Source organism: Bradyrhizobium sp. Arg816, from assembly GCF_029989365.1.
Classification (GTDB): domain Bacteria; phylum Pseudomonadota; class Alphaproteobacteria; order Rhizobiales; family Xanthobacteraceae; genus Bradyrhizobium.
Window position 1 is genome coordinate 191,680 of the sequence record NZ_JAPRAQ010000013.1, and the last position, 25,613, is coordinate 217,292.

General features: G+C 64.3%; 28 protein-coding genes. 4 read left to right on the forward strand and 24 right to left on the reverse strand.

Annotated elements, in window-relative coordinates:
* Positions 1–27: 27 nt before the first annotated feature.
* Positions 28–435 carry a nuclear transport factor 2 family protein gene (locus OWC48_RS28660; RefSeq protein WP_282523024.1) on the forward strand — a complete coding sequence of 136 codons (408 nt, stop codon included), beginning with the start codon at positions 28–30 and terminating at the stop codon, positions 433–435.
* Between the two features lie 24 nt (positions 436–459).
* On the opposite strand, the gene OWC48_RS28665 is transcribed toward OWC48_RS28660, so the two are convergent.
* A complete protein-coding gene (locus OWC48_RS28665; RefSeq protein WP_282522997.1) occupies positions 460–1,215 on the reverse strand; it encodes an HAD family hydrolase in 756 nt (251 codons plus the stop codon).
* Positions 1,216–1,358: 143 nt separating this feature from the next.
* Between OWC48_RS28665 and OWC48_RS28670 the strand changes: the two genes are divergently transcribed.
* Positions 1,359–2,207 carry an NAD-dependent epimerase/dehydratase family protein gene (locus OWC48_RS28670; RefSeq protein WP_282522998.1) on the forward strand — a complete coding sequence of 283 codons (849 nt, stop codon included), beginning with the start codon at positions 1,359–1,361 and terminating at the stop codon, positions 2,205–2,207.
* Between the two features lie 70 nt (positions 2,208–2,277).
* On the opposite strand, the gene OWC48_RS28675 is transcribed toward OWC48_RS28670, so the two are convergent.
* Together OWC48_RS28675 and OWC48_RS28680 are read right to left on the reverse strand one after the other, a co-directional pair.
* Positions 2,278–3,165 (reverse strand): dienelactone hydrolase family protein, encoded by an 888-nt coding sequence (locus tag OWC48_RS28675; protein WP_282522999.1) that lies wholly within the window; start codon positions 3,163–3,165, stop codon positions 2,278–2,280.
* 101 nt (positions 3,166–3,266) lie between these two features.
* Positions 3,267–4,493, reverse strand: a complete 1,227-nt coding sequence (locus tag OWC48_RS28680; protein ID WP_282523025.1) for an MFS transporter — start codon at positions 4,491–4,493, stop codon at positions 3,267–3,269.
* A 481-nt stretch (positions 4,494–4,974) separates the two neighbouring features.
* Here OWC48_RS28680 and OWC48_RS28685 point away from each other — a divergent pair, with 481 nt between their 5' ends.
* Positions 4,975–5,556, forward strand: coding sequence for a MarR family winged helix-turn-helix transcriptional regulator (locus OWC48_RS28685; protein WP_282523000.1), 582 nt, complete (start codon positions 4,975–4,977; stop codon positions 5,554–5,556).
* A gap of 14 nt (positions 5,557–5,570) precedes the next feature.
* Here the strand turns inward: OWC48_RS28685 and OWC48_RS28690 are convergent, their stop codons facing one another.
* Entirely contained in the window at positions 5,571–6,503 is a 933-nt protein-coding gene (locus OWC48_RS28690; RefSeq protein ID WP_282523001.1) for a hypothetical protein, read from the reverse strand.
* Between the two features lie 816 nt (positions 6,504–7,319).
* Here OWC48_RS28690 and OWC48_RS28695 point away from each other — a divergent pair.
* Positions 7,320–8,090 (forward strand): response regulator transcription factor, encoded by a 771-nt coding sequence (locus tag OWC48_RS28695; protein WP_028147148.1) that lies wholly within the window; start codon positions 7,320–7,322, stop codon positions 8,088–8,090.
* Positions 8,091–8,212: 122 nt separating this feature from the next.
* On the opposite strand, the gene OWC48_RS28700 is transcribed toward OWC48_RS28695, so the two are convergent.
* The 20 genes from OWC48_RS28700 to OWC48_RS28795 form a co-directional block, all read right to left on the reverse strand.
* Entirely contained in the window at positions 8,213–8,671 is a 459-nt protein-coding gene (locus OWC48_RS28700; RefSeq protein ID WP_282523002.1) for a hypothetical protein, read from the reverse strand.
* A complete protein-coding gene (locus OWC48_RS28705; RefSeq protein ID WP_282523003.1) occupies positions 8,668–9,180 on the reverse strand; it encodes a flagellar biosynthesis protein FlgN in 513 nt (170 codons plus the stop codon). Before OWC48_RS28705 ends, OWC48_RS28700 begins: the two co-directional genes overlap by 4 nt.
* Positions 9,181–9,219: 39 nt before the next feature.
* Entirely contained in the window at positions 9,220–9,705 is a 486-nt protein-coding gene (locus OWC48_RS28710) for a rod-binding protein (RefSeq protein ID WP_282523004.1), read from the reverse strand.
* Positions 9,702–10,121 (reverse strand): hypothetical protein, encoded by a 420-nt coding sequence (locus OWC48_RS28715; protein ID WP_282523005.1) that lies wholly within the window; start codon positions 10,119–10,121, stop codon positions 9,702–9,704. Before OWC48_RS28715 ends, OWC48_RS28710 begins: the two co-directional genes overlap by 4 nt.
* 6 nt (positions 10,122–10,127) lie before the next feature.
* Positions 10,128–10,880 (reverse strand): flagellar biosynthesis protein FliR, encoded by a 753-nt coding sequence (gene fliR / locus OWC48_RS28720; RefSeq protein ID WP_038956957.1) that lies wholly within the window; start codon positions 10,878–10,880, stop codon positions 10,128–10,130.
* On the reverse strand, positions 10,877–12,958 hold the full coding sequence (flhA, locus tag OWC48_RS28725) for a flagellar biosynthesis protein FlhA (protein ID WP_282523006.1): 2,082 nt from the start codon (positions 12,956–12,958) through the stop codon (positions 10,877–10,879). The genes fliR and flhA overlap by 4 nt, the downstream gene beginning before the upstream one ends.
* Positions 12,959–13,034: 76 nt before the next feature.
* On the reverse strand, positions 13,035–13,301 hold the full coding sequence (gene fliQ, locus OWC48_RS28730) for a flagellar biosynthesis protein FliQ (RefSeq protein WP_014492683.1): 267 nt from the start codon (positions 13,299–13,301) through the stop codon (positions 13,035–13,037).
* The gene (gene flgD / locus OWC48_RS28735; protein WP_282523007.1) at positions 13,298–13,717 is read right to left on the reverse strand and encodes a flagellar hook assembly protein FlgD; all 420 of its coding nucleotides are present in this window, start codon (positions 13,715–13,717) and stop codon (positions 13,298–13,300) included. Before flgD ends, fliQ begins: the two co-directional genes overlap by 4 nt.
* Before the next feature lie 15 nt (positions 13,718–13,732).
* Positions 13,733–14,152: a flagellar biosynthesis repressor FlbT gene (gene flbT, locus OWC48_RS28740; RefSeq protein ID WP_282523008.1), complete on the reverse strand. Its 420-nt coding sequence runs from the start codon at positions 14,150–14,152 to the stop codon at positions 13,733–13,735.
* Positions 14,152–14,496, reverse strand: coding sequence for a flagellar biosynthesis regulator FlaF (gene flaF / locus OWC48_RS28745; RefSeq protein ID WP_282523009.1), 345 nt, complete (start codon positions 14,494–14,496; stop codon positions 14,152–14,154). The genes flbT and flaF overlap by 1 nt, the downstream gene beginning before the upstream one ends.
* Before the next feature lie 61 nt (positions 14,497–14,557).
* Positions 14,558–15,604: a flagellar hook-associated family protein gene (locus OWC48_RS28750; protein WP_282523010.1), complete on the reverse strand. Its 1,047-nt coding sequence runs from the start codon at positions 15,602–15,604 to the stop codon at positions 14,558–14,560.
* Between the two features lie 3 nt (positions 15,605–15,607).
* Positions 15,608–17,083, reverse strand: coding sequence for a flagellar hook-associated protein FlgK (gene flgK / locus OWC48_RS28755; RefSeq protein WP_282523011.1), 1,476 nt, complete (start codon positions 17,081–17,083; stop codon positions 15,608–15,610).
* Positions 17,084–17,117: 34 nt separating this feature from the next.
* Positions 17,118–18,350: a flagellar hook protein FlgE gene (locus OWC48_RS28760; protein WP_282523012.1), complete on the reverse strand. Its 1,233-nt coding sequence runs from the start codon at positions 18,348–18,350 to the stop codon at positions 17,118–17,120.
* Positions 18,351–18,447: 97 nt separating this feature from the next.
* Positions 18,448–19,029: a lytic transglycosylase domain-containing protein gene (locus OWC48_RS28765; protein ID WP_282523013.1), complete on the reverse strand. Its 582-nt coding sequence runs from the start codon at positions 19,027–19,029 to the stop codon at positions 18,448–18,450.
* Positions 18,980–20,311, reverse strand: a complete 1,332-nt coding sequence (locus tag OWC48_RS28770; protein WP_282523014.1) for a flagellar hook-length control protein FliK — start codon at positions 20,309–20,311, stop codon at positions 18,980–18,982. The genes OWC48_RS28765 and OWC48_RS28770 overlap by 50 nt, the downstream gene beginning before the upstream one ends.
* Complete coding sequence (locus OWC48_RS28775; protein WP_282523015.1) at positions 20,308–21,498, reverse strand: chemotaxis protein; 1,191 nt, start codon at positions 21,496–21,498, stop codon at positions 20,308–20,310. Before OWC48_RS28775 ends, OWC48_RS28770 begins: the two co-directional genes overlap by 4 nt.
* Complete coding sequence (locus OWC48_RS28780; protein WP_282523016.1) at positions 21,495–22,835, reverse strand: MotB family protein; 1,341 nt, start codon at positions 22,833–22,835, stop codon at positions 21,495–21,497. The genes OWC48_RS28775 and OWC48_RS28780 overlap by 4 nt, the downstream gene beginning before the upstream one ends.
* A 6-nt stretch (positions 22,836–22,841) precedes the next feature.
* Complete coding sequence (locus OWC48_RS28785; RefSeq protein ID WP_282523017.1) at positions 22,842–23,537, reverse strand: hypothetical protein; 696 nt, start codon at positions 23,535–23,537, stop codon at positions 22,842–22,844.
* Complete coding sequence (gene fliF / locus OWC48_RS28790; RefSeq protein ID WP_282523018.1) at positions 23,534–25,162, reverse strand: flagellar basal-body MS-ring/collar protein FliF; 1,629 nt, start codon at positions 25,160–25,162, stop codon at positions 23,534–23,536. Before fliF ends, OWC48_RS28785 begins: the two co-directional genes overlap by 4 nt.
* Before the next feature lie 308 nt (positions 25,163–25,470).
* On the reverse strand, positions 25,471–25,613 hold a 143-nt coding region (locus tag OWC48_RS28795; RefSeq protein ID WP_282523026.1), incomplete at its 5' end, for a flagellin.

A 25,613-nucleotide genomic window follows, 5' to 3' on the forward strand; every position in this document is an offset into this window, starting at 1 on the left:
TGCCTGCCATTGCCCCACCCGAGAGGCATGGCAAAGGACAATAAGGTCATCGCCGCGAACGCGGCCTTCTACGCCGCCTTTTCAACGGGCGACTTCGACGAAATGGAGCGGATGTGGGCGGATGACGACGCCATTTCCTGCATCCATCCCGGCTGGCCGGCCATTATCGGCCGGGCCACGGTGATCGGCAGCTGGCGCGACATCCTGCAAAATCCGGAGCGGCCGCAGATCGTTTGCGCCGAACCGCAGGCGATCGTCGACGGCGACAGCGCGCGCGTGCTCTGCATCGAGATCGTCGACGGCACCGCATTGGCCGCTGCCAACCATTTTCGGCGTGTCGGCGACGGCTGGCGGCTGGTGCACCACCAGTCGAGCCCAATCGCGCAGATTGTCGAGCAGTCTGAAGATGATAGAACGAGCCACCGCGTCCACTGACCGCGGCGGGCCGGCCGGCGCTTTCTACTGTGCATGGGGTTGTTTTTCAGTTTTTTGTTTTGAGCCTCCGAGTTCCGACAAATCGTCGAGCACGACCTGCGCCGCACTGAAATCATCGTCCCGAAAGAACATGCTCCTGGTGATGAGCACCGGAATGTTCGCCCGCGAGGCCGCGATCAGACCGTTGCGGGAATCCTCGATCGCGACGCAGTCGGCTGCGCCCAGCTTCAGCCGCGCCAGGGTTTCCAGATAGACATCCGGCGCCGGCTTCTTGTGGCGGACATCGTCGCCGGCGACGACCGCATCAAAATCCGCCGCCCAGCGCGTTCCCAGCGCCTGCGACAGCAGCGCATCGATATTGCCGTGCGAGGTGGTGGTCGCGATCGCGAGCCGCTGGCCGCGGGCCTTCGCGGCGGTGAGCAGGTCCGCCACGCCGGGCCTTAAGGGACAGCAGCCGGTTTCGATCAGCTCGGCGTAATGCGCGGACTTGATGCGGTGAAGGGCTGCGATATCGGCATCCGGCAATGGCGGTGCGACCTGCAGCCCCGTGTGAAAGGCGCGCATGCGCTCCTTGCCGCCGGTGACACGCAGCAGCTCCCGGTAGACGGCCCGGTCCCACTGCCAGTCGAGACCGTGGCGAACGAAGGCGTGGTTGAAGGCCTGCCGATGCAGCTCCTCGGTTTCGGCCAGCGTACCGTCGACATCGAAGATCAGCGCGGCGGCGCGCCCAATCAACTCCGCGGCACCGCATAGCACTGCGGCCGGCGCTTCTGCCTGCATGACCGACGCCTCCCTCCTGACAAGCGAGCATCGCCCGCCCTGGCGGGCGAGTAAAATTGCAATATCTTTTGCCAGACCCAAAAATCCCTTATGAGCGAACGGCGCGCAGATCGCGCGAGCGGGAACTCCAGCACGGCAGACGCATGCGGCTCTTCATCCTCGGCCTCGGCTACAGTGCCCGGCATTTCGTCGGCCAATTCGGCGGCGCCTTCTCGCATATCGCCGGCACCGTGCGCGATCCCGGCAAGCGAAACGACCTTGCCGGCATCGAGATGCACGCCTTTTCCGGCGGCAGTCCGGCCCGCGAGGTGGTCGAGCGAGTCCGCGGCGCCGATGTCCTTCTCATATCGATCCCGCCCGGCAGCGCGGGCGACCCCGCGATTACGGCCTTTGCCGACGCGCTCGCGGGCCGGCGGCGGAAGATCGTCTATCTCTCCACCATCGGCGTCTATGGCGATCACGCAGGCCGCTGGGTGGACGAGAGCACGCCGCCGCAGGCCACCCTCGACCGCACGCGAACGCGCGTCGCGGCGGAGCAAGCCTGGACCGCCGCGGCGCGCGGCGATGTCGCGATCCTGCGGCTTGCGGGCATCTACGGTCCCGGCCGCAACGCGCTGGTGACGTTGCGGGCGGGGACGGCGCGGCGCATCATCAAGCCGGGACAGGTCTTCAATCGCATCCACGCCGACGACATCTCGAGCGCGATCATGGCGGCGGTGAAGCGCAGTGACGGCGGCACCTGGAACGTCTGCGACGACGAGCCGGCGCCGCCGCAGGACGTGATCGCTTATGCGGCGAAGCTGATGGACATTGCGCCGCCGCCCGAAGAGCCGTTCGAGACCGCCGAGATGTCGGCGATGGCCCGCAGCTTCTATGCCAGCAGTGCCCGGGTCTCCAACGCGAGACTGAAGCACGAGCTCGGTGTCGGGCTTGCCCATCCGACCTATCGGCATGGCCTGGATGCGCTGTGGCGCGCGGGGCAAGGACGATAGGTTCCAGAGCGAAGTCAAGCGCTGGAACAAAGAGGGCGGCCGCCCAGGCCGCCCTTTTTCGAATTTGGCGTCAGCTCAACACGCCGTACTTCTTGAACCAGGCCTCGGCCTGCTTCCAGGCATCTTCCGCCGCATCCTTGCGGTAGCTGCCGCGATAGTCGGCATGGAAGCCGTGCGGCGCCTGCGGATAGATCTTGAATTCGGCGATCTTCTTGTCCTGCTCGAGCACCGCCTTGAACTGCTCGACCTGGGCCACGGGAATGCCGGTATCGGCGCCGCCATAGAGGCCGAGCACCGGCGCCTTCATGTCGGGGGCGAGCTGAAGCGGGCTCTTCGGCCACGCCGGATTGGCGGGATCGACCGGCGCACCGTAGAACGCGACACCAGCCTTGAGGGTGCCACTGTGGGCGGCGTATTCCCAGACATTGCGGCCACCCCGGCAGAAGCCGATGATGCCGAGCTTCGTGGTGTCGCCGCCTTGCGATCCCGACCACGCCACCGTCGCATCGAGATCGGACAGCAGCTCGGCGTCCGGCTTGGCATTGACGACCGGCAGCAGATCCTTGATGTCGGTGACCTTGGTGAGGTCGACACCCTTGCGGAAGTAATAATCGGGCGCGACCGCGAATGCGCCGAGCTTGGCGAGGCGCCGTGTCACGTCCTTGATGTATTCGTGCAGGCCGAAAATCTCCATCGCCACGATGATCACCGGCGCCTTGGTGTTGCCGGTCGGGCGCGCGAAATAGGCAGGCATCTCTTCGGACCCGACCTTGATCCTGGCGTCACCAGCCTGGAGGCCGCCGGTATCTGTCGTGATGATTTCGGCACGGACCGGACCGGCCGCAAGCGTGTAGCCGGCAGCGACGGCCGCGGTGGCGCTCATGAATCCGCGGCGCGAGACCGGGGCCAGTTTCGTCAGCCCGACGACGTCGGATGTCATGGTGGTTTCGAAACTCATCGGTCGATCCTTCCTGATGCTTGGCCCTGATTCCTCAGGCGGCGCATTCGCCGATAATTGGCGGCGAAACGCAAATCACCAGCCTGCGAGCCTGCCCGCGTTCAGGCCAGGCCCTGATGTCTTTTCACCGGCGCCGTCTCGGGCATCAGGCTCATTGCGACAAGTCCGACGATCGCCGCAAGCAGGAGGTACCAGGCCGGTGCCAGCGGATTGCCGGTGACATGGAGGAGCCACGTGACCACGAGCTGCGCCGTACCTCCGAAGCTCGCGATCGCCACCGCGTAGACGGTCGCGAACACGCCGCCACGGATGTTCTGGGGCAGCGCTTCGATGAAGGTCGCATAGAACGCGGTGAACGGCAGCGAGCCGATCATCGATAGCACGCCAAAGCCGATCAGGAGCGACAGCGCGCCCGGTGCATGGACGATCCACAGGAAGGTCGGATAGGTGAGCAGAAGGGTTGCGAGCTGCGGCCAGATCATGATCGGCTTGCGGCCGAGACGATCGGCGAGCCATCCGCCGACCAGTGCGCCGACGAACTGAATGCCGTTGCTGACGAGCGACACGGCGAAAGCCAGTGTCGACGACACGTGCAGGGTATTCTGCGCATAGGTCGTCATGTATTGCGTGACATAGGTCGAGATCGTGCCGCTGGCCAGGATCATCAAGGCCAGCGCGATGACGCCGAGGTGACGCCGGGCCTGCGAGAGGTGACCCGTGCGCTCTTTCGCTGCGACACCGGCATCGGCTTGCGGAATCGTCTCCGGCAGTGTCCGCCGCATCCAGATCCCGAACGGCAGGCAGACGGCCCCGATCAGGAACGCCACCCGCCAGCCGTAGGAGTCCAGCATCTCCGGCGCCATGGTCGTGCTCAGGATGACGCCGACCAGCGCGCCGGCGGTCGCCGCGATCTCCTGGCTCGCCGGCTGCCATGCCACGACCAGGGCCCGATGCTCGGGTGGCGCGATCTCGAGGAGATAGGCGGTGGTCGGTCCGACCTCGCCGCCGAGGGCGAAGCCCTGCGCCATGCGCGCCGCAATCACGATGATGGGCGCGGCAACACCGATCATGCGATAGGACGGCGTGAGGGCGATGGTCAGGATCGCAGCTCCCATCAACGCAAAGCTCAGCAGCATGGCGGGCCGCCGGCCGATCCGGTCGGAATAGATGCCGAGCACGATCCCACCGATCGGCCGCGTCACGAAGCCGGCCCCGAAGGTCGCCAGCGACAGCATCAGGCTGCCGTACTCGCTTCCGGTCGGGAAGAAGGTATGGCCGATCTGGATGGCGAAGAAGCTGTAGGTAATGAAGTCGTAGAATTCGAGCATGTTGCCGATGGTGGCTGCGAATGCTGCTCGTTTGACGTTGAACGGCGCCGCTTGCTCAATTCCCAACGACACTTTGACTTCCCTGGATTCGCTCGTTTGCCGGACTTAACCGTCTGGCTGCATTGCGTCGCAACATCCATTAACCGAAAGAGACGGTTCTCTCCCGGCGCGCCACATCGCCAAGCGTCACTGGTGATGCGCCTGTTCGCGCATTCGAAACCCCAGGCCGCAACAAATGGGCTCCGCAGTGGCGACTATGACACATCATGTTGCTCAGGCGTCGCACATCACCGTCAATTCAGGTGCAAGCTGTCGTGATTTGACTGAAATTTTCAGAAGAGTTGAGCCGTGCGATTTACTCGAACTTTCTTTGTGACGCTCTAGTTCCACGGCCGGAAGTTCCATCTGCACGACGGAGCAACTTCCCAGATTGCGCTACCAAAGGCTCAATTGAATAAAGCTTGTCCGACTTGGAACTGAAATGATTTTAGCTCGCGAAGCGATTGAATTGTTGGGACAGATGGCCCGCATCCTGTGGTTCGAAGGCACCAAGCATGGCTTGCGCGACCGCGAATGGATGGCCCTGCGCTTTCTCTCCCGCGCCAACCGTTTCTCGCGAACGCCCTCGGCGCTCGCGAGCTACGTCGGCACCACGCGCGGCACCGCTTCTTTCATCATCGGCGAACTCGAGCGGCTCGGATATTTGGAGCGAAAGCGCTCCGCGACGGACAAGCGATCGGTGACGCTGAGCGTGACGCAGCAGGGCAAGAAGTTCCTGGTGCGCGACCCCATCAGCGTTCTCCTCGAGCCGATCGCCGTCCTCGACGACGAGACCAAGATCCGCTTTCGCGACACGCTCCGGCACGTGCTCGATCAGGCGGACGCGGCCGAGCAGCGGCACCATACCGACGTCTGCAAGCGATGCATCTTCCTGCGCGAAGATGGCACCGCCACGGACGGCAAGCCCGGCGCCGCCGAGTTCAGCTGCCGCCTGTTTCGCGCGCCGATCGCGGAGACGGAGATCGATCTGCTATGCACCAGCTTCGAGCATCATCGCCAATAGGAGGCGGCCCTCGATCATGGCGTTGCCTTGCGTGACGAGTAGATGACGCCACCGCTGGACTCCACCACCAGACGGCCGTTCTCGTTCTTGATCTCTTCGATGCGGCCAAGCCCGGGTACCTGCTGGCCAAGCACGGCCTCGATGACGCCGTTCGGGCCTTGCAGGATCGCAATTCCCTCATAGGCCTGGCGGACCGACCAGCCCTTGACCACCTTGCGCGGCGCCGACGGAGGAACCGAACCCGTGATCTCGGGCGCGGCAACCGAGGCCATCATCGGCATCGTCTGCGAGGCCGGCTGCGAGGCGACGGCCGCCGGTGCCGGCGCTTGGGCCTGAGCCTGGGCGAGCTTGTCCAGCTTCACCGTCGAGGACGAGCTCACCCGCTCGATACGGTCGAGATTCTCGGCGAACCTGCCGAGGCGATCGTTGGTCGCCTTGCTCGACTGATCGACCGCGGTGCGCAGGCCGTCGAGATTTTCGGACACGCCCGACACCTGCTTGCGCAGCAGCGCGACAGTCTCGCGCAGATTCCTGATCTCCGTATTGGCGGCAACGTTGCTTTGGGCTGGCTGCGTGGTGAGATAGGCGATCACGCCGGTGCAGGCGCAGACCACGAGAATCGCAGCGACCGCCAATGTTGCGAGCGGCGCGACCCAAGTCGGACGCGGCGGCGGCGGCTTGGCCACTATCACGGCCGGCTTGATCACGGTCGGCGCAGGCTTCGGTATCGCCATCTTGTCGAGGCGCGCCTTGGCGCGAATGCGCTTAAGCCCCTCGAGCGCCTCTTTCGCCAGAGTTTCGTCGTTCGCCGCAGCCGACACACGCTTCGCGCTTGCAGCGGGCTTGGCCGTCTGTGTCGTGTTTGTATCGCGCGCATCCGGAGCCGGCTTCGCCGCCGCTGAAAGATCAGCGGTCGCGTTGGGACGAGCTTGTCCATCGGACAACATGTGAAAATGCTCCGTTCGGTTCGATCTATCGAACGGTGAAGTTATTTGCCGAAGCTTGCCTGAAACGTGCGCAGCGAAAACTTTTCATCGCGCCCGATGCGACGTCGCATGAGTCAAAGGCGTCATGGACGTGGCGAGAGTGCGACTCGAAAGACACACACTCGCCAAGATTTCGCCAAGCTGGAGTCGCCGCGCCATACATGAGTCGAATTGTCGCACGGGGAAACACCAGCAGGAGAGTCAATCCCGGGTTGAAAACCCCATTGTGCGCATCACCCGTGGCACCGCACAAAACAGCTGTGATTACGCGGGGATGCGGAACTTTAGAAACGCTACGGTGCAAAACTAGTTCGATCATCAAATCAACTGATGCGATCGAACATACAAAGAAACAACCAGAAACGAATCAACAGCATCAAACACGCATAGCAACCGCTTTGTTGCGCGCGCTTGATCGGAAATCGGCAATTGTTACGGTCCTACTCAAGTGATTCTCGCCAGTTGGCGAGGAGATCGACAGAGTTCAGGTGCGTTCGGACGCGATAAGCAAGTTGGCGCAACTGTTCTAGGTCTGTCTCAATCCGTTCCGCGGGGTGATCCGTAAGAACCCGCCGGGCCTCACGCAGTAAGCGTTCAGTATCGAGTCGAAGTAGCAGGCCTGCGCACGCAGGCACTGAATGCGTAGGGCTGCCCGCGAATATCGAAACCATAACAACGGTTCGCGGGATGGAAATATCGTCAAACAGCATGGTTGCCGAGCCGGGCATCACAACAACCATCCGGCCGCAACAAGTGCGAAACAGGGGCGAAAGACTAATGTATATTATCGTTGATGATCGCGAGAGCGTCACGAACAGCTACGTTGGAGGGCTCGTTCGCGAAGGTGTATCGTCGATCGGCTTCTCCTCCGGAGAATTCTGGGACTGGTTACAATCTGCGAGTGAACCGGATCTGGCGGCGGTCGACGCCTTTCTCCTCGGGGACTGCGATGCCCGCGGAAGCCTGCCGCGGGCGATGCGCAAGCGTTCCTCGGCACCCATCATCGCCATGAGCGGCCAGAAGATGCTCAAGAACACGCTTGAGCTGTTCGAATCGGGCGTCGACGACGTCGTCCACGTGCCGATTCACCTGCGCGAGATCCTCGCCCGAACGGCCGCAATCGCGCGCCGCCGGGTGGGCGAGCTACCGAGGCCCTGCGAGACCAGGATCCAGGTCTTCTTCAACGGACGTGACCCCGAGATCGCGGGCCACGCTCTCACCCTGCCCCGCCGCGAGCTGCGCATTCTCGAATATATGGTCAGCAACCACGGCAAGTGGATCACCAAGACGCAGATCTTCAACGCGGTCTACGGCATCTTCGAGTCGACCTTCGACGAGAGTGTGATCGAGAGCCACGTCAGCAAGCTGCGCAAGAAACTCCGCGACCGCCTCGGCTTCGACGCGATCGTGGCCCGGCGCTATGTCGGATACCGCCTCAACATCCCTGCCGGCGAGACCATCGACGTGCCGATGCAGGAACTCGACGAGGTCGGTATCCTCCTGAACAGGGCACATGCCGCCCCGGCGGCGTACCCGGCCGGAAACTGACGCGGCAGGGAACCGCCACGAAACCGACAACGGCCTCTGCGGAGTACCCTTCGCAGAGGCCGTTGCACTTTCAGCGGCAGGGATGGCGGAACAGCGGCCTCGCGATGCCGGCGCCGCGACAGCTACGGCTTCTGCTGGAATTCTTCCTTGGAAACATAGTTGAAGTCCTCGACCAGGACGTCCTGGACGACGTCGGCCTGCATCCGCTCGTTGACGCGCTGCTTGATGGCCGTCGTGAGGATGGAAAGGTCGTAGCGGGCGAGCTTCCTGAAATCGAGGCGGTCGTCGGCATAAATCCTGCGGAACGCCTCGTCGACGACGAACGGCTCCGGCGGGACGTTGAGCTGGTGCATGGTCCGCGCCTCAACAGTGTAGACGAAGCGCGCCACGATGTAGCCCTGCACGCTCCCGCCCTCCACCATTGGCACGCTCAGCGCCCGCGTCTTCTGGTATTGAAGGCCGTCGAGATATTCGTCCTTCGCCGGCAGCAGGCTGCCGTTTTCCTTCCAATAGGCCACGGCATAGCTCGTGCCCGCGGTGAGGATGCATACCCAGAGCCCGGCCAGCACGAGTCTGATCATTTTCCGTCCTGTGCTGTGCGGCCGGTATAGGTGCCGTCCGACTCGGCTTCCTTGATCGCCTTGACGATGATGGCCGCGACCTCGCGCACCGCATCGTAGTGCATTTCGAGGATGGAACGGTTTCGCTCGAGCTTCTCGCGCAACCGCTGGATTTCCTCGGTGATCTCGACCTCGTTGCCGAGATGCATCCGTGCCCGCATCAAGCGGACGAATTCGAGCATGCTCCGGCTCTTCCGGGCACTGAAGTCGTCGAAATCGATCTTCTTGCCCGTCGCGAGCGCGACCGTCTCCTCTTCGACGATGTTCTCAAGCCGGCGGATCGCAGACAGCAGGCCACTCACCTCGTCCGATCTCGCCGCGTCGGTGCCGTCGTTCTCCACGTCACTGCCGAGATTCGGCAGCAGCGCGGGCAAGAACGCATCGCCTGCTGCCGCTTCCAACGTCATCGCCTCGGCGTCCACGACCGGCTGCTCCACCACCAGGACCGCCGCACCTTCTTGTGCTTGCATAGGAAATTCACCCCTCAACTTCTGTCACCCATTCCCGGATCATGATCCGGTCTTTTCCGTAACGCCGGGCCCCGCCGGTTGCGCAGCGGCGAGTTGCTTGGCAATGCCAATGCCCTTGCCCTTTGCCAGCTGAGCACCAAGCTGCTCCGCCAGCATCGACTTCCAGACGCCGCCAGCCGTGCCCTTGCCGAAGACTTCCTCCGATTCCTTCGGCAGCATCGTCTCGACGAAGGTCTGGAGAATGAACGCCTCGAACTTCCGGTACACCTCGCCGGATGCGGGCGCCTTGATCACCCGCACCGGCGGCCCGTTCACCGCGCCCGACTGCTGCGCTTCGGCAGCCTGCGCCGCGGATTGATCGGCAGTCGCCGCCTTGGCCTTGCCGACCTCCGCGTCCATCGTGGCGGCGAAATCGGCGTCCGACGATTTGAGCGCATCGAGCTTCGCGGTCGCCGCCCGCTGCGTCACGGGGTCGGCGGCATCGAGGACATCGAGAACGAGGTCGGGCGTCGCTGTCACGATCATATCTTGTTCCGGCTGGCTGGCCGTGGCGTCCAGTCGCGCACGGCGGGGCTTATTCCCGTCATCTCTTCGAGCGAGCGCGCCTCCGCGTCGCGAAGCTTGTCTGCGAGCGCGGCCTTCGCGACCTGCTCGAGCTGTTTCACACGGCGGGTCTCCGCGCGGACCTGGTCGAGCTGCTGCGATGCCTGCGCCTGGACCGCGCGCGCACCGGCGCTCGTCCTGTTGAGGCGCCGCGCGATCGATTCGCTCGACGACCCCGCCGGCGGCTTGCCCTCGTTGAGGGTTCCTACCAGCCATTCCTGCTCGTCCTGCAAGCTGCGCTCCTGCTGCCGCAGATGCGCGAGCTGCCATTCGGACAGCCGAAGCTGAAGCTTCACGAGCGAGACCATCCGGCCGAGCTTGTCCGCGCGCGACGTCATGACCGATCACTCCGCCAGCCACGACGAGACGCCGAGCATGAATTGCGTCAGGAGCTCGTCGCTGGTGAGGTAGAGCAGCAGGAAGCCGCCGAACAGCACGAAGGGCACCGAGATGAAATAGACCGGAATCGCCGGCGTCAGCTTGTTGATCAGGCCGACCGCGAGGTTGACGATGACCGAATAGACGATGAAGGGGCTGGTGATCCGCAGCGTCAGCACGAACGCCTCGGACAGGCGGCTGACGAGCTGGTCGAGTGCCATGCTGCCGCCGATCCTGTTGCCGGGCTGCCAGACGTCGTAGGAGTTCATCAGCCCGCGCAAGACCTGCCAGTGCTGGTCGGTCATGAAGAACAGCGTGGTGACGGCGGCCATGATCAGCGGCACCAGGGCCGGCGCCGGATCGGTGTCGCCGACCGGCGTTCCCGGGATGTTGCTCAGCCCGATCGCGCTCGCCATCACGGTCGCCATGGTCTGCAGCGCGAGGAAGAACACACGCCCGCCGAGCCCAATGACGCTGCCGACCACGAGCTCGGAGCAGATCAGGAGCGCAAGCGTCAGCGGCGCGGCGTTGTCGGTGAGAGGTTTCAGGACCGAGATCAGGATCGGCGTCAGCGCAAACGTCGTGACGAGCGCGACGAACAGGCGAACCTGGGCCGGAACGTTGACGCTGGAATAGCCGGGCACGAGCATCAGGCAGGCGCCGATGCGGCAGAACACGATGAACGTGACCAGCACGCTGTCGGCCAGGCCGCTGATCACGATATGGCTCCCAGCGCCCTGATCTCGGCGCTGCGCGCGACCTCGACATGCGACAGGACCGGCAAGGTCGGGAACACCCGCTCCAGGATCATCCGGACATAGGGGCGGGCTTCCGGGGTCACCGCCAGAACCACGCTGGTGCCGTTCTCGGTGAATTTGCGGATCGCGGCGCTGGCTTCGGTTGCGAACTGCTCGATCAGGCGAGGATCGGCGTCGAATTCGAAGACTTCGCCCTTGGCGTCGCGCTTCAGGCTCTGGTGGAACGCCAGGTCCCAGCGATTGCCGAGGCGGACGACGTTCAGCACACCGTTGTCGGAAAGGTCGCCGCAGATCTGCTGGGCAAGTCGCGTCCGCACATGCTCCGCGACCTGCTCGGAGCGCCGCACATGCGGTGCGATCTCGGCAATGGCCTCCAGGATCAAATGGAGGTTGCGGATCGACACGCGCTCGGCCAGCAGGATCTTCAGGATCGCCAGCAGGCCCGAATAGGAGATCTGCGACGGGCAGAGATCCTCGACCAGGCGCTTGTATTCGGGATCGAGACGGTCGAGCAGCCCGCGCATGTCCTTGTACGACAGCAGCTGCGCGAGATTTGCCCTGAGCACTTCGCTCAAGTGCGTGAGCAGCACCGACAGGTTGTCGACCGGCTTGCAGCCCTGACGCTTGACCTCGTCGGTGAAAGCTTCCGTTACCCACAGCGCCTTCATGCCGAAAGCGGGTTCGATCACCTCTTCGCCGGGCACGTCGGGCTTGCCGTCCTTGTCGACCAGCACCAGCACCTCGCCGAGCCGCAGCTCGCCCTGGGCGATACGCGTGTCATGGATCCGGATCTGGTATCCCTTGGGATCGATCGACAGATTGTCGCTGAGCTTGATCTCCGGAATGACGAAGCCGTATTGCTTGGCAAACTTCTTGCGGAGCTTGCTGACCCGGTGCGCAAGCTCGGTGCGCGAGCCCAGCAGATGGACCGACAGATGGCTGCCGAGCGACAGCTCGATCTCTGCGGTCTTGAGCGATTCCTTGACGGATTCCTTGGCATCGGCCTGGGCCCGCTCGTCGGCCTTGCGCGCATCCTCTTTCCGCTCCCGCGCCGCCTGCCGCCTCGGCAACGAATAGCCGACGAAGGCCATGACGCCGCCGAGCAGGAAGAAGGGTGCCATCGGCAGCCCCGGCATCAGGGCGAGCACGAACATCATCAACGCGGCGGCCGACACCGCGCGCGGGTAGCCGCTGAGCTGGCGCAGCACCGCCTGTTCCGCCGAGCCCCTGGTGCCGCCCTTCGAGACCAGCAGGCCCGCCGACAGCGACACGATGAGAGCCGGCATCTGCGATACCAGACCGTCGCCGACGGAGAGCTTCGTGTAGACGTCGGCGGCGCGTGCCAGCGTCAGCCCGTGATGCGTCACGCCGATGATGATGCCGCCGAAGATGTTGATCGCCGTGATGAGCAGGCCGGCGATTGCGTCGCCGCGGACGAACTTCGAAGCACCGTCCATTGCACCGAAGAACGCGCTCTCCTCTTCGAGCTCGCGGCGCCGGCGCTGGGCCTCCTTGTCATCGATGAGGCCCGCGGAAAGGTCAGCGTCGATCGCCATCTGCTTGCCCGGGATGGCGTCCAGGGTGAAGCGGGCGCCGACTTCGGCGATACGCGTTGCACCCTTGGTGATCACGACGAAATTCACCGTCACCAGGATCGCGAAGATGATCAGACCGATGACGAAGTCGCCGCCCATGACGAACTTCGAGAAGCCGGCAACGACGTGACCCGCGGCTTGTTCGCCCTCCCCGCCCCGCGACAGGATCAGACGGGTGGTCGCAACGTTGAGCGCCAGCCGCAGGATCGTCGCGATCAGCAGCACGGTCGGGAAGGCGGAGAAGTCGAGCGGCCGCTGGATCCACAGCGCGACCATCAGGATCAGCGCGGACAGCGCGATCGAGAAGGCGAGGCCGAGGTCGATCAGGATCGGCGGTATGGGCAGGAACAGGATCGTGAGCATGGCCACGATACCGCCCGCGAAAAAGGCGTCGGCCCCAAATCGTCGCGGGGTCGGCAGGCTAGCAGCTAATGTATCGGCCATGGGTCACCGGCAGAGGGTCCGCCCCGCAATCTGCCGTGCAAAGCTTACGCGAGGGTGGTGGCCGGGCTCTCGCAGATCAGAAGCCGTGCTCGATCCGCGAATAGACCATCTCGGTGAAGGTGGAGAGATGGGCGCCGATGAAGGAGCCGGAAACGGCAACGACCAGGAGGATGACGATGATCTTCGGCACGAAGGTCAGTGTCACCTCCTGGACCTGGGTCAGCGCCTGGATCAGCGCAATGGCGGTGCCGACCAGCATCGCGGCGCCGACGGCGGGGCCGGAGGCGACGATGATGGTCCAGATCGCCGCCTGGACGATGTCGAGGGCGTCCCGCTCGTTCATGACTGGCTGATCGTAAGCCCGGGCCCGACCGCGACCTTCGTGCCGTTCTCGAGGGTTGCGACGGAGCCGTCGCTGTTGATGGAGATCGAAGCGACCTTGCCGCTGAAGGTTGCGCCGGTCGCGTCGGTGAAGCTGACGGTCTTTCCGATCAGCCCGTTGGCCTGCGACAGCGACTGCGAAGACAGCAGCGCATCCAGCTTCGAATTGGTCTGCATGGCCTGCTCGACCGTCGAGAGCTGCGCGAACTGGCTCATGTACTGCGAGGTATCCATCGGATTGGTCGGATCCTGGTTCTTCATCTCGGCGACGAGGAGCTGAAGAAAGGTATTGTAGTCGACGGTGTTGCTCGCCGTGTTCTTCGTGGAATCGGTCGTATTGGACTTGCTGGTGCTGTCGGTCGCGCTGGTGACGTTCATGTAGCCTCTCCGCTGTCAGGCAGCCTGGAATGGGATCTCGGTGGCGACGCCGGCCAGGCCGGCCAGAATTGCGTCCTCCACCGGGAACAGCGCCCGGATCCGCTTGAGCGCCTCGAAATAGCGGGTCGTGCGGACCAGCTCGTGGATCGCGGCAAGCCCGTCGAGCATCTGGCGGCTCTCGCAAACCGCGAGCAGGGCCGCATGATGCTCCCCGTAGAGCGCGACTGCGGCGCCGATATCCGTCGGGTTCATCAGCATGAGCTGGACGATGAAATAGAGCTGCCGCATCGCCGTAGTGGCGTCGGAAGCCTGCATGACCTGCCCTTCGAGCAGGAACATCACGTCGTTGACGAGCTCGACCGAGACCTTGCGGTCCACGCGCAGCACTGCGCCGTTGACGTAGATCCGCTCACCCGCCCGCAAGGATATTTTCATCAGAGGGCGTCTCGGATCAGGCGGTTGATTTCGATGAGCTGCATCACGTCGTTCGACTTCTCCTCGCGAAGCCGGTCGGCTTCCTTGATGACCCACAGACCGATCGAGATGATGTCGGCGCGCAGCTTTTCCGGGAGTGCGTTTTCCGGATGGGCGAGATCCTCAATGAAGATCGTCCACAGCCGCCGCACATAGAGCAGGCTCTCGACCAGATCTTCGAAGCTGAAACGTCCGCTCCGGATCCGCTCGAGCCGGTCGATGCCGAGACTGAGCGCCTGCCGCTCGCGGCCCCGCGCCTCATAGCCGCTATCGTCGACAACCGCTTCATAGGCTTCAAACGTCATCAGAACCACTCTGCGCAGGAGACCGAATAACAAGACCAAGACAAAGGTGACAGACCCCGGCTCAGAGATAGTTGATGAGGCTGATCTGCTGGAGCTGCGACGTCAGCGACAGTGCCGTCTTGATCTGGGTCTGCAGGGTGTTGACCCGGACCGAGGCCTCCGTCGGGTCGACCGCCTCCAGACCGACGATCTGATTGTTCAGAATGTCCTGCTGCGTCTTGAGCTTTTCGGTGGCGCCGGTGATCCGCTGCTGGACTGTGCCGACGCTGCCGCCGAGCGTAGCGAGGTCCGTGATGGCGGTACCGACGAGGTCGATGGCCTTGTCCACGACGACCTGGAACGTGTCCTGGCTCAGCTTCGCGTTCCCGAGATCCGCCATCATGGTATAGGCCTCGGCGAGCCTACGGAAGCCGATCTGGTTGGCGCTAACGGACGTATCGGCGATCTCGGTCGTGGAGATACGGCTCTGCATGGTCTGGTCGGTGGCCGTTGACCAATTGGTGTTCCAGGCCGGGCTCGCGAACTCGGCATCGAAGGTGGTGTTGAGGAAAGTCTGCATTTGCGCCGGGGTGATGGTGCTTACGCTGGCCGAGGATTGCGAGAAGCCGAAGGTCGCAAGGAAATCGGCGTCGACCTGGTTCTTGCTGGCCGAGCCCGCAGTGTAAGCCGTGATCGGTTGGTTCTGCGTGTTGATGCCCGAGAACAGATACGAACCGTTATAGGAGACGTTCAGCGCGCCGATCAGGTCCTGGAGGTTGGCGGACGCAGGCGGCAGGACGATCCGCCCGCCGCCGTCGGTGCTGCGGGCCGCGATCAGGTCCTTGAGGAAAGATGTTGCGGTCGTACCGAGCTGGGTGATCCGGTTCTGCGTCGTGTCCAGGCGCCCCGAGACGAGCCCGTTGGTATCGACGAGTTGATCGGCGAAGCTCAGGTCCGCCCGCAGGGTGACGTCGCTTCCGGTCGTGGCACCAAGCTCGAGGCCGACGTCGGCGAAGCGGCCGGTGGTGGCTTCCTTCGAGGCCTTGGTCAGCGCGGCCTGATTGTTCGTGATCGAGGACCTCAACGACGAAGACAGCATCAGGGTCGAGATGTAGTTGGCGCTCATCATGACTTAATTCCCCACGGCTGCCAGCAGGCTCTTCAACATTTGGTCGACGGTCGAGATGATCTTCGACGACGCCGAATAGGTACGTTCGACCTGAAGCATCAAGGACATCTCGTCGTCCATGTTGACGCCGCTGACGTTCGACAGCGCCGCGGAGCTGCGGTCGAGCAGCGTGTTCTGGTAGGTGGCGTTGTCGTCCGCGGCCTTGCGCTGGTTTTCGATCCAGCTCGTCGACGACGCAGCGAAGTCGATCAAGCTGCCGCTCGGCTTGCCTTGCGTGGTTGCATCGAACGGCTGCGACGCATCCATGTTGCCGATGAGCTGCTGCAGCCTGGTCGAGTAGCCGGCATTGCCGGTGGTGTTGTATCTGTAGGCGACGTTGCCGCTGATCGCGCCATCACGCAGCAGGTTGGGATTGCCGCCCTGGGCCGGGTCGACCGACGCGGCAACGCTGATCGAGCCGGCCAGGCCGACCGAGACGGTCGCGCTAGCGGGCATCGCGGGTGAGCCGGGATAGGTGAACAGGCCGGGCCGGTCGGGCAGCGCCGCGCCGGACTGGTCGACCTCCTTGAAGGATTCGACAAGGCCGCGTGCGATCTCGTCGAGCTGGCTCTGATACGTGACCGTGGCGTTGTCGCGCAACTGGGCGAGGCCAGCGAGCTTGCCGGTCTTGATCGGCATCACGGAATTGGCGCCGGTGACCGGGACACCGTCGATATAGACAGCATTGCCGGTGGTCCCGGGCGTATAGATGTTGGTCGCCGCGAAGCTGACCGAGCGCGCCGACTTGTCGAACAGCACGACGCCGCTGTCGGTGTAGAGCGCCGCGTCGCCGTTGGCGCGCAGCGTCATCGAGACGCCGACCTCCTGCGACATCTTCGAGACGATGTTGTCGCGCTGGTCGAGATAATCGGTGACGTCGTCACCGGCGATCGTCCCCTTCACGATCGCGGTGTTGACCTTATCGAACTGGGTCAGGAGCTGATTGATATTCCCGACCGAAGTCGCCATGTCGGCATCCGCTCCCTGGCGCACCGTCTGCACGGTCTTGGTGGCCTGGTTGAGCGCGGTCGCCATGTCCTTGGCGGACGTGACCGCCGCCTGCGCCAGCGTGGTGTTGTCCGGAGCGTTGGCATATTGCTGGAGCGCCTGCTTCAGCTTGTTGAGCTGGGCAGCCGGCGACTGCCCAAGCTGGGGATCGTCCACTGTCGAGGCCGATATCTTCTGAAGACCGTCCAGGATTGCATTCTGCTTGGCGGACCCGGACGTCGCGATCAAGACGTTATTATAGAGACCCGAGCTGGCGGCACGCTGGATCGCCGCCACATAGACCCCGGCCCCGGGCAGATTGTCCAGCACGGCGATCTTGCGCGAATAGCCGGCGGCGCTGGCACCGGCGATGTTGCGCGAGATCGTCGACGACTGGATGCCCGACGCCATGAGCGACGCGCGAGCGGAGTCGAGAGCGGCGGTAAGGGACATGATTTGCTCTTGCCCGGAATGAGCGCGTGAGGATTCAGCGCTTCAGGTTGACGACGACGTCGAGCAGGTCGGAACCGGTCTGGAACGTTTTCGAATTCGCAGTGAAGCCGCGCTGCGCCTCGATCATCCCGGTGAGTTCGTCTGCGAGGTCGACGTTGGAGGCCTCCAGCGCACCCGACTGGACCGTGCCGAGACCGCCGGTACCGGCATTCCCGGCCTGCGCGTTGCCGGAATTCATGTTGGTCGAATAGACGTTACCGGGCTCCGGCGTCAGATTGTTGGGGCTCGCGACGTCCGCGATCATGATCGTGTAGAGCGTCAGCTGCTGCCCGTTCTTGAGGATCGCCGTCACGTGGCCCGCAGTGTCGACGTCGACCTTGTCGATGGCCGATGGAACGCTGCCATTGACAGTCGCCTTGAAGCTGAAGTCGGTTCCGACCTGGGTCATGTTCGACAGGTCCAGGCTCATCGCCGCACCGCCTGGAACGGTGAGGGCGAGAGTCGTCGGGCTCGCCGCGGCCAGCGTGCCTTTGCCGGTTGCGGTCGTATCGAAGGTGAAAGTGGTGGCGGCACCGACCGACGCACCTGTCGCGGAGTTGTAAGCCTGAATCTGCCAGGTGTCAGAGCCGGCGGCCGTCGCCGTGTGGGACATGTAGACGTCGAGCGTAACGGCCTGGCCGATATTGTTGTAGGCCACGATCGAGCTCTTCGACGAATATGACGCCGGCCCGGGCGGACCGGCGATCACAGCCGCTTTCGGATCCAGATTGCCGGTCGTGAGCGTTCCCGCCGTCGACGGCACGGGCACTTGCGAAACCTGGGCAATGTTGACGATCTGCATGCCGGACAGGCTGTTCTGCGAGAAATTGGTCACCTTACCGGGCTGGCCCAGGAGGTAGTAGCCGGCCGCGTTGACTAGATTGCCCTGAGCGTCCGGCACGAACGACCCGGCGCGCGTCAGATATTGCTGCGTGTTGGCGGCGTTCGACACCACGAAGAAGCCGTTGCCCCGCACGGCGAGGTCCGTGGTCGACGTGGTGAACTGCGTGTGTCCCGCGTCGCTGATGGCGTAGCGAACCTTCGTCTCGACGGCGCCGGAGTCGTAATTGCCGGAGCCGCTCTTCAGGATCAGTGACGAGAATTCCGTCGAAGCCCGCTTGTAACCGGTCGTGTTGACGTTCGCGATGTTGTCCGAAACCGTCGACAGCTTGTTGGACTGCGCGCTCATTCCGGAAACGCCGGTGCGCATAACACCATACAGGCTCATGAAGTAGGCTCCTTTGTCAGGTTGTATCTACAATGCGGGTTCTTGCTTGCGCGGAGCTGATGATTGGGATCCGTGCACAACTTTCAGGTGGTAGCGATCATGTCGTCTTCGGCTGACAGAACGAGCGCGCCTTGTCGGTCCACGCTCCGAAGCCGCTGGAGACGAGATGCGCGACGATGTGACAGACGTAGCGCTTCTGCGCGGGCTGATTGTTGGGACCTGCATTGTAGCGCGCGACCGCCATGGTCCAGCTGCCCTCGCGCTGCTTCAGCTCTTTCAGGAAGCGCGCGGCGTATTCGACGTTCTTCGCGGGATCGAACATCGCCCGCACCGACGTGAACTTGTCGCCGTGATAATAGTGATTGATCTGCATGCAACCGAGGTCGATCAGCTTGATGCCCTTGCTGCGCATCGCCTCGAAATTCACGATCGCGTCGTTCATGTCCTTGGCGAACACGGTCTGGCCGTCGGCGCCGAGCGCGTAAGGATGGAGCGAACCGCGCCGTCCGGTCTCGGTGAGGCCGACCGCATAGAGAATGCCGAGCGGAATCCCATGCTGCTGGGACGCGCGCGCCATCTCGCGCTCGCAGGGGCGCGCGTTGTCGGTCGCAGCTAGCGCGGCGCCCGAGCTACAGATAAACAGGGCCGCGGCGAGTATGCGGCCCCACGTCCTGGTCATGACGCGTCTCCTGGTTGGACTGGCGCTCCTGCCGGGCCTGCTTCGCGCCGCCCTCCGATTGCCCCGACGACGTGCCGGCGCCGCCGAACGTACCTTGCGACTGCGACGATGGCTGTTGCTGGCCGGAGAGCTGCGGCTGCGACTGCGACTGGCCGGAGCCGCTCTGGAATCCGTCCAGCGAGCCGTGCTGCACGGGCGCGACGTCGGCGACATAGCCCGCCGACTGCATGAGATCACGGATCGAGTCGCGCTGCTGATCCAGCATCAGGCTGGTGTCCTTGCGCGCGGCCGCGAGGTGAACGGAGACCTCCGAGCCGACGAGACGAAGGCGTACCGTGACGTTGCCGAGCGCCGGCGGTTCGAGATTGATCGTCAGGATCTTGAGCGGCTCAGGCGCATTGGTCTGCGACGTCGCAAGATCGGGGACGGTGGACGCCGTCGGGGCCGGCGATTCCTTCAGCTCGGCGACGACTGCGTTGGCGACCTGCTGCGTGGCGCTGAACTGCGCCGGCGGCAGATGGGTCTCCTGCTGGACCACGGTGACCTTGGTCGCTTCGGGCAATGCGTCCCGCGCCGAGGCTTTGACGGCGCGTTCGACATTGGCCGTGACGGCCTCGAAGCCTTGCGTTGCAGGCATTGCCTTCGAGGACGCATCGCTGCCTTGCTGCGCGGCTGCCGCCGCCTGCGAAGGCGCGGCCTGCGGGCGCGTGCCCGTTGAAGCGGCAGCGGGCGGTGCGGGTTCGGCAGACGTGACCTTCGCCGCGCCCTGGACCTCACGCTTCGTCGTAGCAGAGCGTTCGTCGCGCGCAGGCGCGTCCTTCTTGTCGACCGCCGGCGATTGCAGCTGCGGCCTCACGGCCGGCACGGCGGCGAGCTGCTGTTCGACGACCGCCGGAATGCTGGATCGGGCCGAAACATCGGTCTTCGCGCCGTGGTCGACCGGAGTTTGCGTCTCCGGCAATTTTTCAGTTTTCTCGTCGGCCGATTTGCGAATGGATTCGGGCTCGTCATCCGCCTTGGTGCGTTCCCGCACCGTCTTGTCCTTGTCGGCCGGGCGCGCGAGGTGCGTGCGCAGCGATCCGGCCTTCGCGCTCGTGCTGCCGCCCTCGTCGCTGAGCGCCCGCTTCGCGAGTTTCGAGACGGTGTGCAGCAGGTCGTTGAACGACGAATCTGCCGGCGATTTCGCTCCGGCAGACTTGCCCGAGCGCGATGCGCCGCGCATGTTGAGGCTTTCGGCGAGACCCGAAAAGACCTGTCCGGAGGTTCCACTGAGCTTCGTCATGGGCGATCCCTGGTAAGGCGTTCGAGTTCGCCCAGCTGCTTCCGCGCGCGCGCAAGCATCTCGGTCGACGAGGCGAGATCGAGACGCGCCGGCGTGACCGGAGGCTTGTCGGCGGCGGCGGTGGATCCGCCCGCGAACGGCTTGCGGACATCGAGTGCGAGCTGCAACGTTGCATTCAGCAGCGGAACGTCGCGCTCGGGCAACTTCGAGCGGTCCAGGGCCTTCAACTCAGCGATGCCGCCGTCATACTCATCAGTGAGCGCCCGCGAGACGCCGCGGAAGAAATGCGCGCGCTCGCGATCCTCCGAGGCATCGGCGCTGAGCGTCAGCGCACGCTCGCCGGCAAGCCGGGTCACCGCCAGCCGTCCATGCACCATCGCGGTGCGCGCGATCACGAGATAAAGCTTGAGGCGGCTCGCGCGATCTATCTGCTCCAGCAGAGTGACGATCCGCGCAAAGCGGCGCTCATCGAGGGCAATGCTCGATTGCGTCAGGCCGGAGGCGAAGCGCTGCCAGAAGTCCCCGGAGTAGACCGAGTTACGGTAATGGCGGATATAGGCGAGCGTCAGGAACTCGAACTTGTCGAAATCCTCGGCCTGTCCGACCAGCAGGATCTCGCGCCGCAGCGCCGCCTCCTCCACCAGCGTGCCCGGCAACAGCAGCCGCGCGTCGTCCAGGCGCTCGATCGCGAGCGATGCCTCGGCGCGCGCGAACAGCGCGCCCTGGACCAGCGCGACCTGTCCGCCCAGGCCCGTTGGCAGCGTGCGCGGCTTGACGTCCTTGAGCAATTCGCGCGCTTCGTCCTGGCGGCCTTCGACATAGGCCAGCGCACCATTGAACAGCCGCTCGTCGACGTTCAGCTTGTCGCGCGGCAGCTTTCGGACGACCTGCGGCCCGCCGCCGCTGAGCAAATAGATGATGACGGCCTGGCCGTTCTGCGCGTTGCTCCACACGCCCGGATCGGCGGCGAGGAACTTTTCGCCGACCTGCCGGGTCAGCGCGATGTGGCTGCCATGCGCCGCGGTGTCGCCACGGGCAATGCCATCCTGCACCGCCTGCAAGGTGCGCACGAGCTCATAGGGCTCGCCCGAGGTTGAAGCCGGGGACGGTGCCGGATCGGCAAACGCGCACACCGTCGTGAACGGCAGCAACATCAGCAGCGCGGCGCCCAGGAGCGGCCTGGTCAAGGGCGCTTCTCCCGAATCAGGATTTCGATCCGGCGGTTCTGCGCCGCCGCCGGGTCGCTCGGAAGCTTCGGCCGCCGATCGGCATAGCCTTCGACATGTTCGATCCGCTGCGCATCGACGCCGGAGCGAACCAGCATGTAATAGGCCATCTGCGCGCGCGCCGTCGACAACCGCCAATTGTCGTAGGTCTCCGACTTGTACGGCCGATTATCGGTGTGGCCGCGCACGATGATCACACCCTGGCGCTTCGTCACCAGCGGCCCGATCTTGTCGATCACGCGGATCAGTTCGGGCCGCGGCTCGGCGGACCCGACCGCAAACATTCCGAAGCTCGCATCGTCGGTCAGGCTGATCAGAAGGCCTTCTTCGACCTGGCGCACCTCGGCCACCGGGCCCGCACCGGCCTTGATGTCCGACAGCGCATCCGCGATCGCGGACTGTAGCTGCTTGACGGTCGGCTGCTGGGTCTGTGCCGCATCGCGCGATTCGGAATTCTTTGCTTGATCGCCGGGGCGTGGCTGCGCGGCGGCATTGGCTTGAGCGCCAGCCTGGGCGCCCGGTTGCGGCGCATTCGCCTGGGCACTGCCATCGCGTTGAGCCTGCGAAGGCGCAGGCCCCGGCGGCAGCAGGGGCGACAGGCTTGCAGACGACGCGTCCGCATTCGGAGCCACGCTACCGCCGGCATCGTCCTGCTTGGCACGTTGCGCCTGCGGCTCGCCCTGACCTGTCCCGGATGCGTTGTCGCGCGCGGACGCGTTCGGCTTTGGCTCGCTGTCCACGAAGTGATCCGCATCCTTGGATGTCTGCGGTGCCAACTTCCAATAGCCGGGATCGAAGGGATCGCGGTAAGCATCGCCGCCCTTGAGGCCGTCCTCTTCGGCGGAGGTCAGCGCGCCGGCGCGGCGCTGGCCCGAGGACTGGTTCGCGCTGTTGGCGATCTCGGCAAGCGTCGCGTAGGGATCGCGAAACAGAACCTTCTCTTCGAAGGAGGCAGGCTTCTCCGCAGTCGGCGAGTCTCCGCGACGTTCTTCGTTCGGCCCGGCTGGCTGACGCTTGCCATCCTGGCCTTCGAACTGCGTCGGCTCCTTCTTGCTGAGATCCTTGAGGCCCTTCGGAGCGGGTGCGTTCTCCGCGAGCTTGATCGGGTTGAAATAGCTCGCGACCACCTGCTTCTGGTCCTGGTTGAGCGCATTGAGCAGCCACATGACCAGAAAGAACGCCATCATCGCGGTCATGAAGTCCGCATACGCGATCTTCCAGACGCCACCGTGATGCGCCTCCTCGGCGAAGGCGCTGCGCCTGCGGATGATGACCAGCTCGTGCTTGACTTCTTCCATGGCGGACTACCGGCGCGCCTCGTTCAGACGTTCGCTCCACGCCGCAATCTGCGTCTCGATCACGGTCTGGTCTGCGACGACGCGGACCTCGAAAGTCTCGGCGGCTTCGTATTCAATCCCGGTTCGCCGGGCCGCCTGGAGCTGCGAGCGCACCAGATCGAGCAATTCGCCCGGGCCGGTGATCTTGAACACCGGCACCGGCGAATTGCCGGTCAGCGCCGCGATCTGCTCGACCAGCGATCCGATCGCCTTGTCACGGACGGCGTCGGCGAGGAAGGGCAGCAATATCCGCGCGACCGAGCTTGCGATGTTGGTTTCGATCTCGCGGCAGGCCGTCTCGAAGCCGCCCACGATCGTGACCGCCTGCTGGTCGGACCATTTGGCCCGCTCCTCGCCGAGCCGGATCGCGCTGCGGACGCGCTCCTCGGCAACCCTGGCATCGCCTTCCGCGACACCGGCGGCGTGGCCGCGACGATAGGCATCTTCGAGAAGATTGACCGGCGGAGCTTCCGCCTCGGGCGCCGGAGGCGGCGATTGAAGCTGTGGCTGCGATTGGGCCTGACGCGGCGGCTGAGGCTCGCGCCGCACCTCCATCGGCCTTGTCAGCACATCCTGGATCTTGGGGGGCGGAGGCGGCGGTGGAGACTTGGCCCGCCCATTCGCGTCGAACTGCGTCAGGAGTTTTCCGATAGCCGCGTTCATGCTGCCTCCTCGCGTCGCATCCAGTCTTTAAGGATTGCCGCCGCCTGCATCTGATCGAGCCGGACGATCTGCTCCAGCCGCTTCTGCGGCGTCCGCTGCATCTTGCCCTCGAGATCCTCGACGAGGTTGAGCTCGGGGTCCTGACTGTCGGCCAATGCAAGCGCCGTGGCCGCTTCAAGCTCGGCGGCCTCGGCCGCCTCGGTCTGCTCCTGCGCCGCGCGATGGGTCAGAATGCCGTTGACCGCGGGGCGAAGTCCGAACCAGACCAGCATCGAGGCAACGGCCAGGATGGTCACCGCATTGATGACGCTGCCGAGCTGCTTGTTGATCATCTCGACGAAGCTGATCGGCGGCACCGGCGCCAGTTCGCGCGAGCCTTCGATGAAGTCGACGGCCGTCACCTGGATCTGGTCGCCGCGCTGCTTGTCCAGTCCGCCTGCCGTCGCCGCGAGCTGGCTGATCTCGGCGAGCTTGCTGTCGACGATGGCCTGATTGCTCTTGTCGCCGAGATCGGCGACGAGCCGCGCGCGATTGACCAGCACGGCGATGAAGAGTTTCTTGACCAAATAACCGTCGCTCACCGTCGTCGTTGTCTTGGACGACACCTCGAAATTGGTGACGTCCTCGCGGCGGGTCTTGTCCTCGCTGGAATTCTTCGTGCCGCCGGCATTTACCTGTTGGTCCGGCAAGTTCTGCTGCACCGTGGTCGGCGTCGAACGATCCGCATTCTGCGACGATTCCTTCTCGCGCACGTTCCGGACCGAACGCTCGGCGCGGCTCTCCGGGTCGTAGACCGTCTCGTTGGTCTGGCGCTTGTCGGTGGAGAGCTGCGGCGCGACGCTCACCTCGAAATTGTCCAGGCCGAGATATGGCGTCAACGCCTTGCGGATGTTCTCCTGCACCATTCCGCCGACCGTCTTCTGGAGGCTGGCCATCTTGGTCGGCGCCGCGCTCGCCTCGTCCTCTTCGGCGAGCAGCATCGAACCATCGGCATCCAGCACCGTCACCTTGTCGCGGCTCATGCCGGGGATGGCCGCCGCGACGAGGTGTCGGATCGACTGCGCCGTACGCGCCTCGATCGCGCCGTCGGTGCGCAGCACGACCGACGCCGAAGGCGGCTGCTGCGTCGCCCGGAACGAGCCGCGCACCGGCATCACGATATGCACCCGCGCCGCCTTGACGCCCTTCATCAACTGCACGGTGCGCGCGATCTCGCCTTCCAGCGCCCGCAGCTTGGTGACCTCCTGCATGAACGAGGTCAGGCCGAGCGAGCCGATCTTGTCGAACAGCTCGTAGCCGGAATTGGCGCTGGTCGGTAGCCCCTTCTCGGCAAGCAGCATCCGCGCCTGCATGGTCTGACTCGGGCGCACCGAGACGGCGTCGCCGGCCGTATTGACGTCGAATGTGATATTCTGCTCGCGCAGCGCGGCGCCCATGCGCGTCACGTCTTCGCGGGAAAGCCCGGTATAGAGCGTTTCGAACTCAGGCCGGCTCAGATAATAGGCGCCGCCGACGACGGTGACGAGAACGGCAAAGCCGATCAGTCCCAAGGCCATCAGGCGCCGCGGCCCAAGCTCCAGCAGATTGTTGAGCAGTTGCTGTATCTGCGCACGACTGAGCAGCATGTGACCTCGTACCAATGCGAACGTATGGGACACTCCGCTGCCAACCTTGTCTGAAGGTTGCGCGAGGAGGCGAATGTGTCGGTTCGCGCGCGAGGCGTTGCAATTTTACAAGAATTCTGGACGACGCGATCAGGTCAGGAGCAACAAGCGGGCGCGCGGGTGCATGGCAGCGCGATCGGCTGCGGCGTGTTGCATGACGTCTGGCGTCGGGAGAGCTTCCATTACGGGCACGTCTTGTGCCGCCACACCGCCGGTCATGGCAGGGACCGTGCTCCCAGGGGGAGCACGGTTGTTTCCAAAGCCGAAGCTTACTTGAACAGTGCGAGGATGCTCTGGCTGTTCTGGTTGGCGATCGAGAGCGCCTGAACGCCGAGCTGCTGCTGGGTCTGCAGCGCCTGAAGGCGGGTCGATTCCGCATTCATGTCGGCGTCGACGAGCTGGCCGACACCGC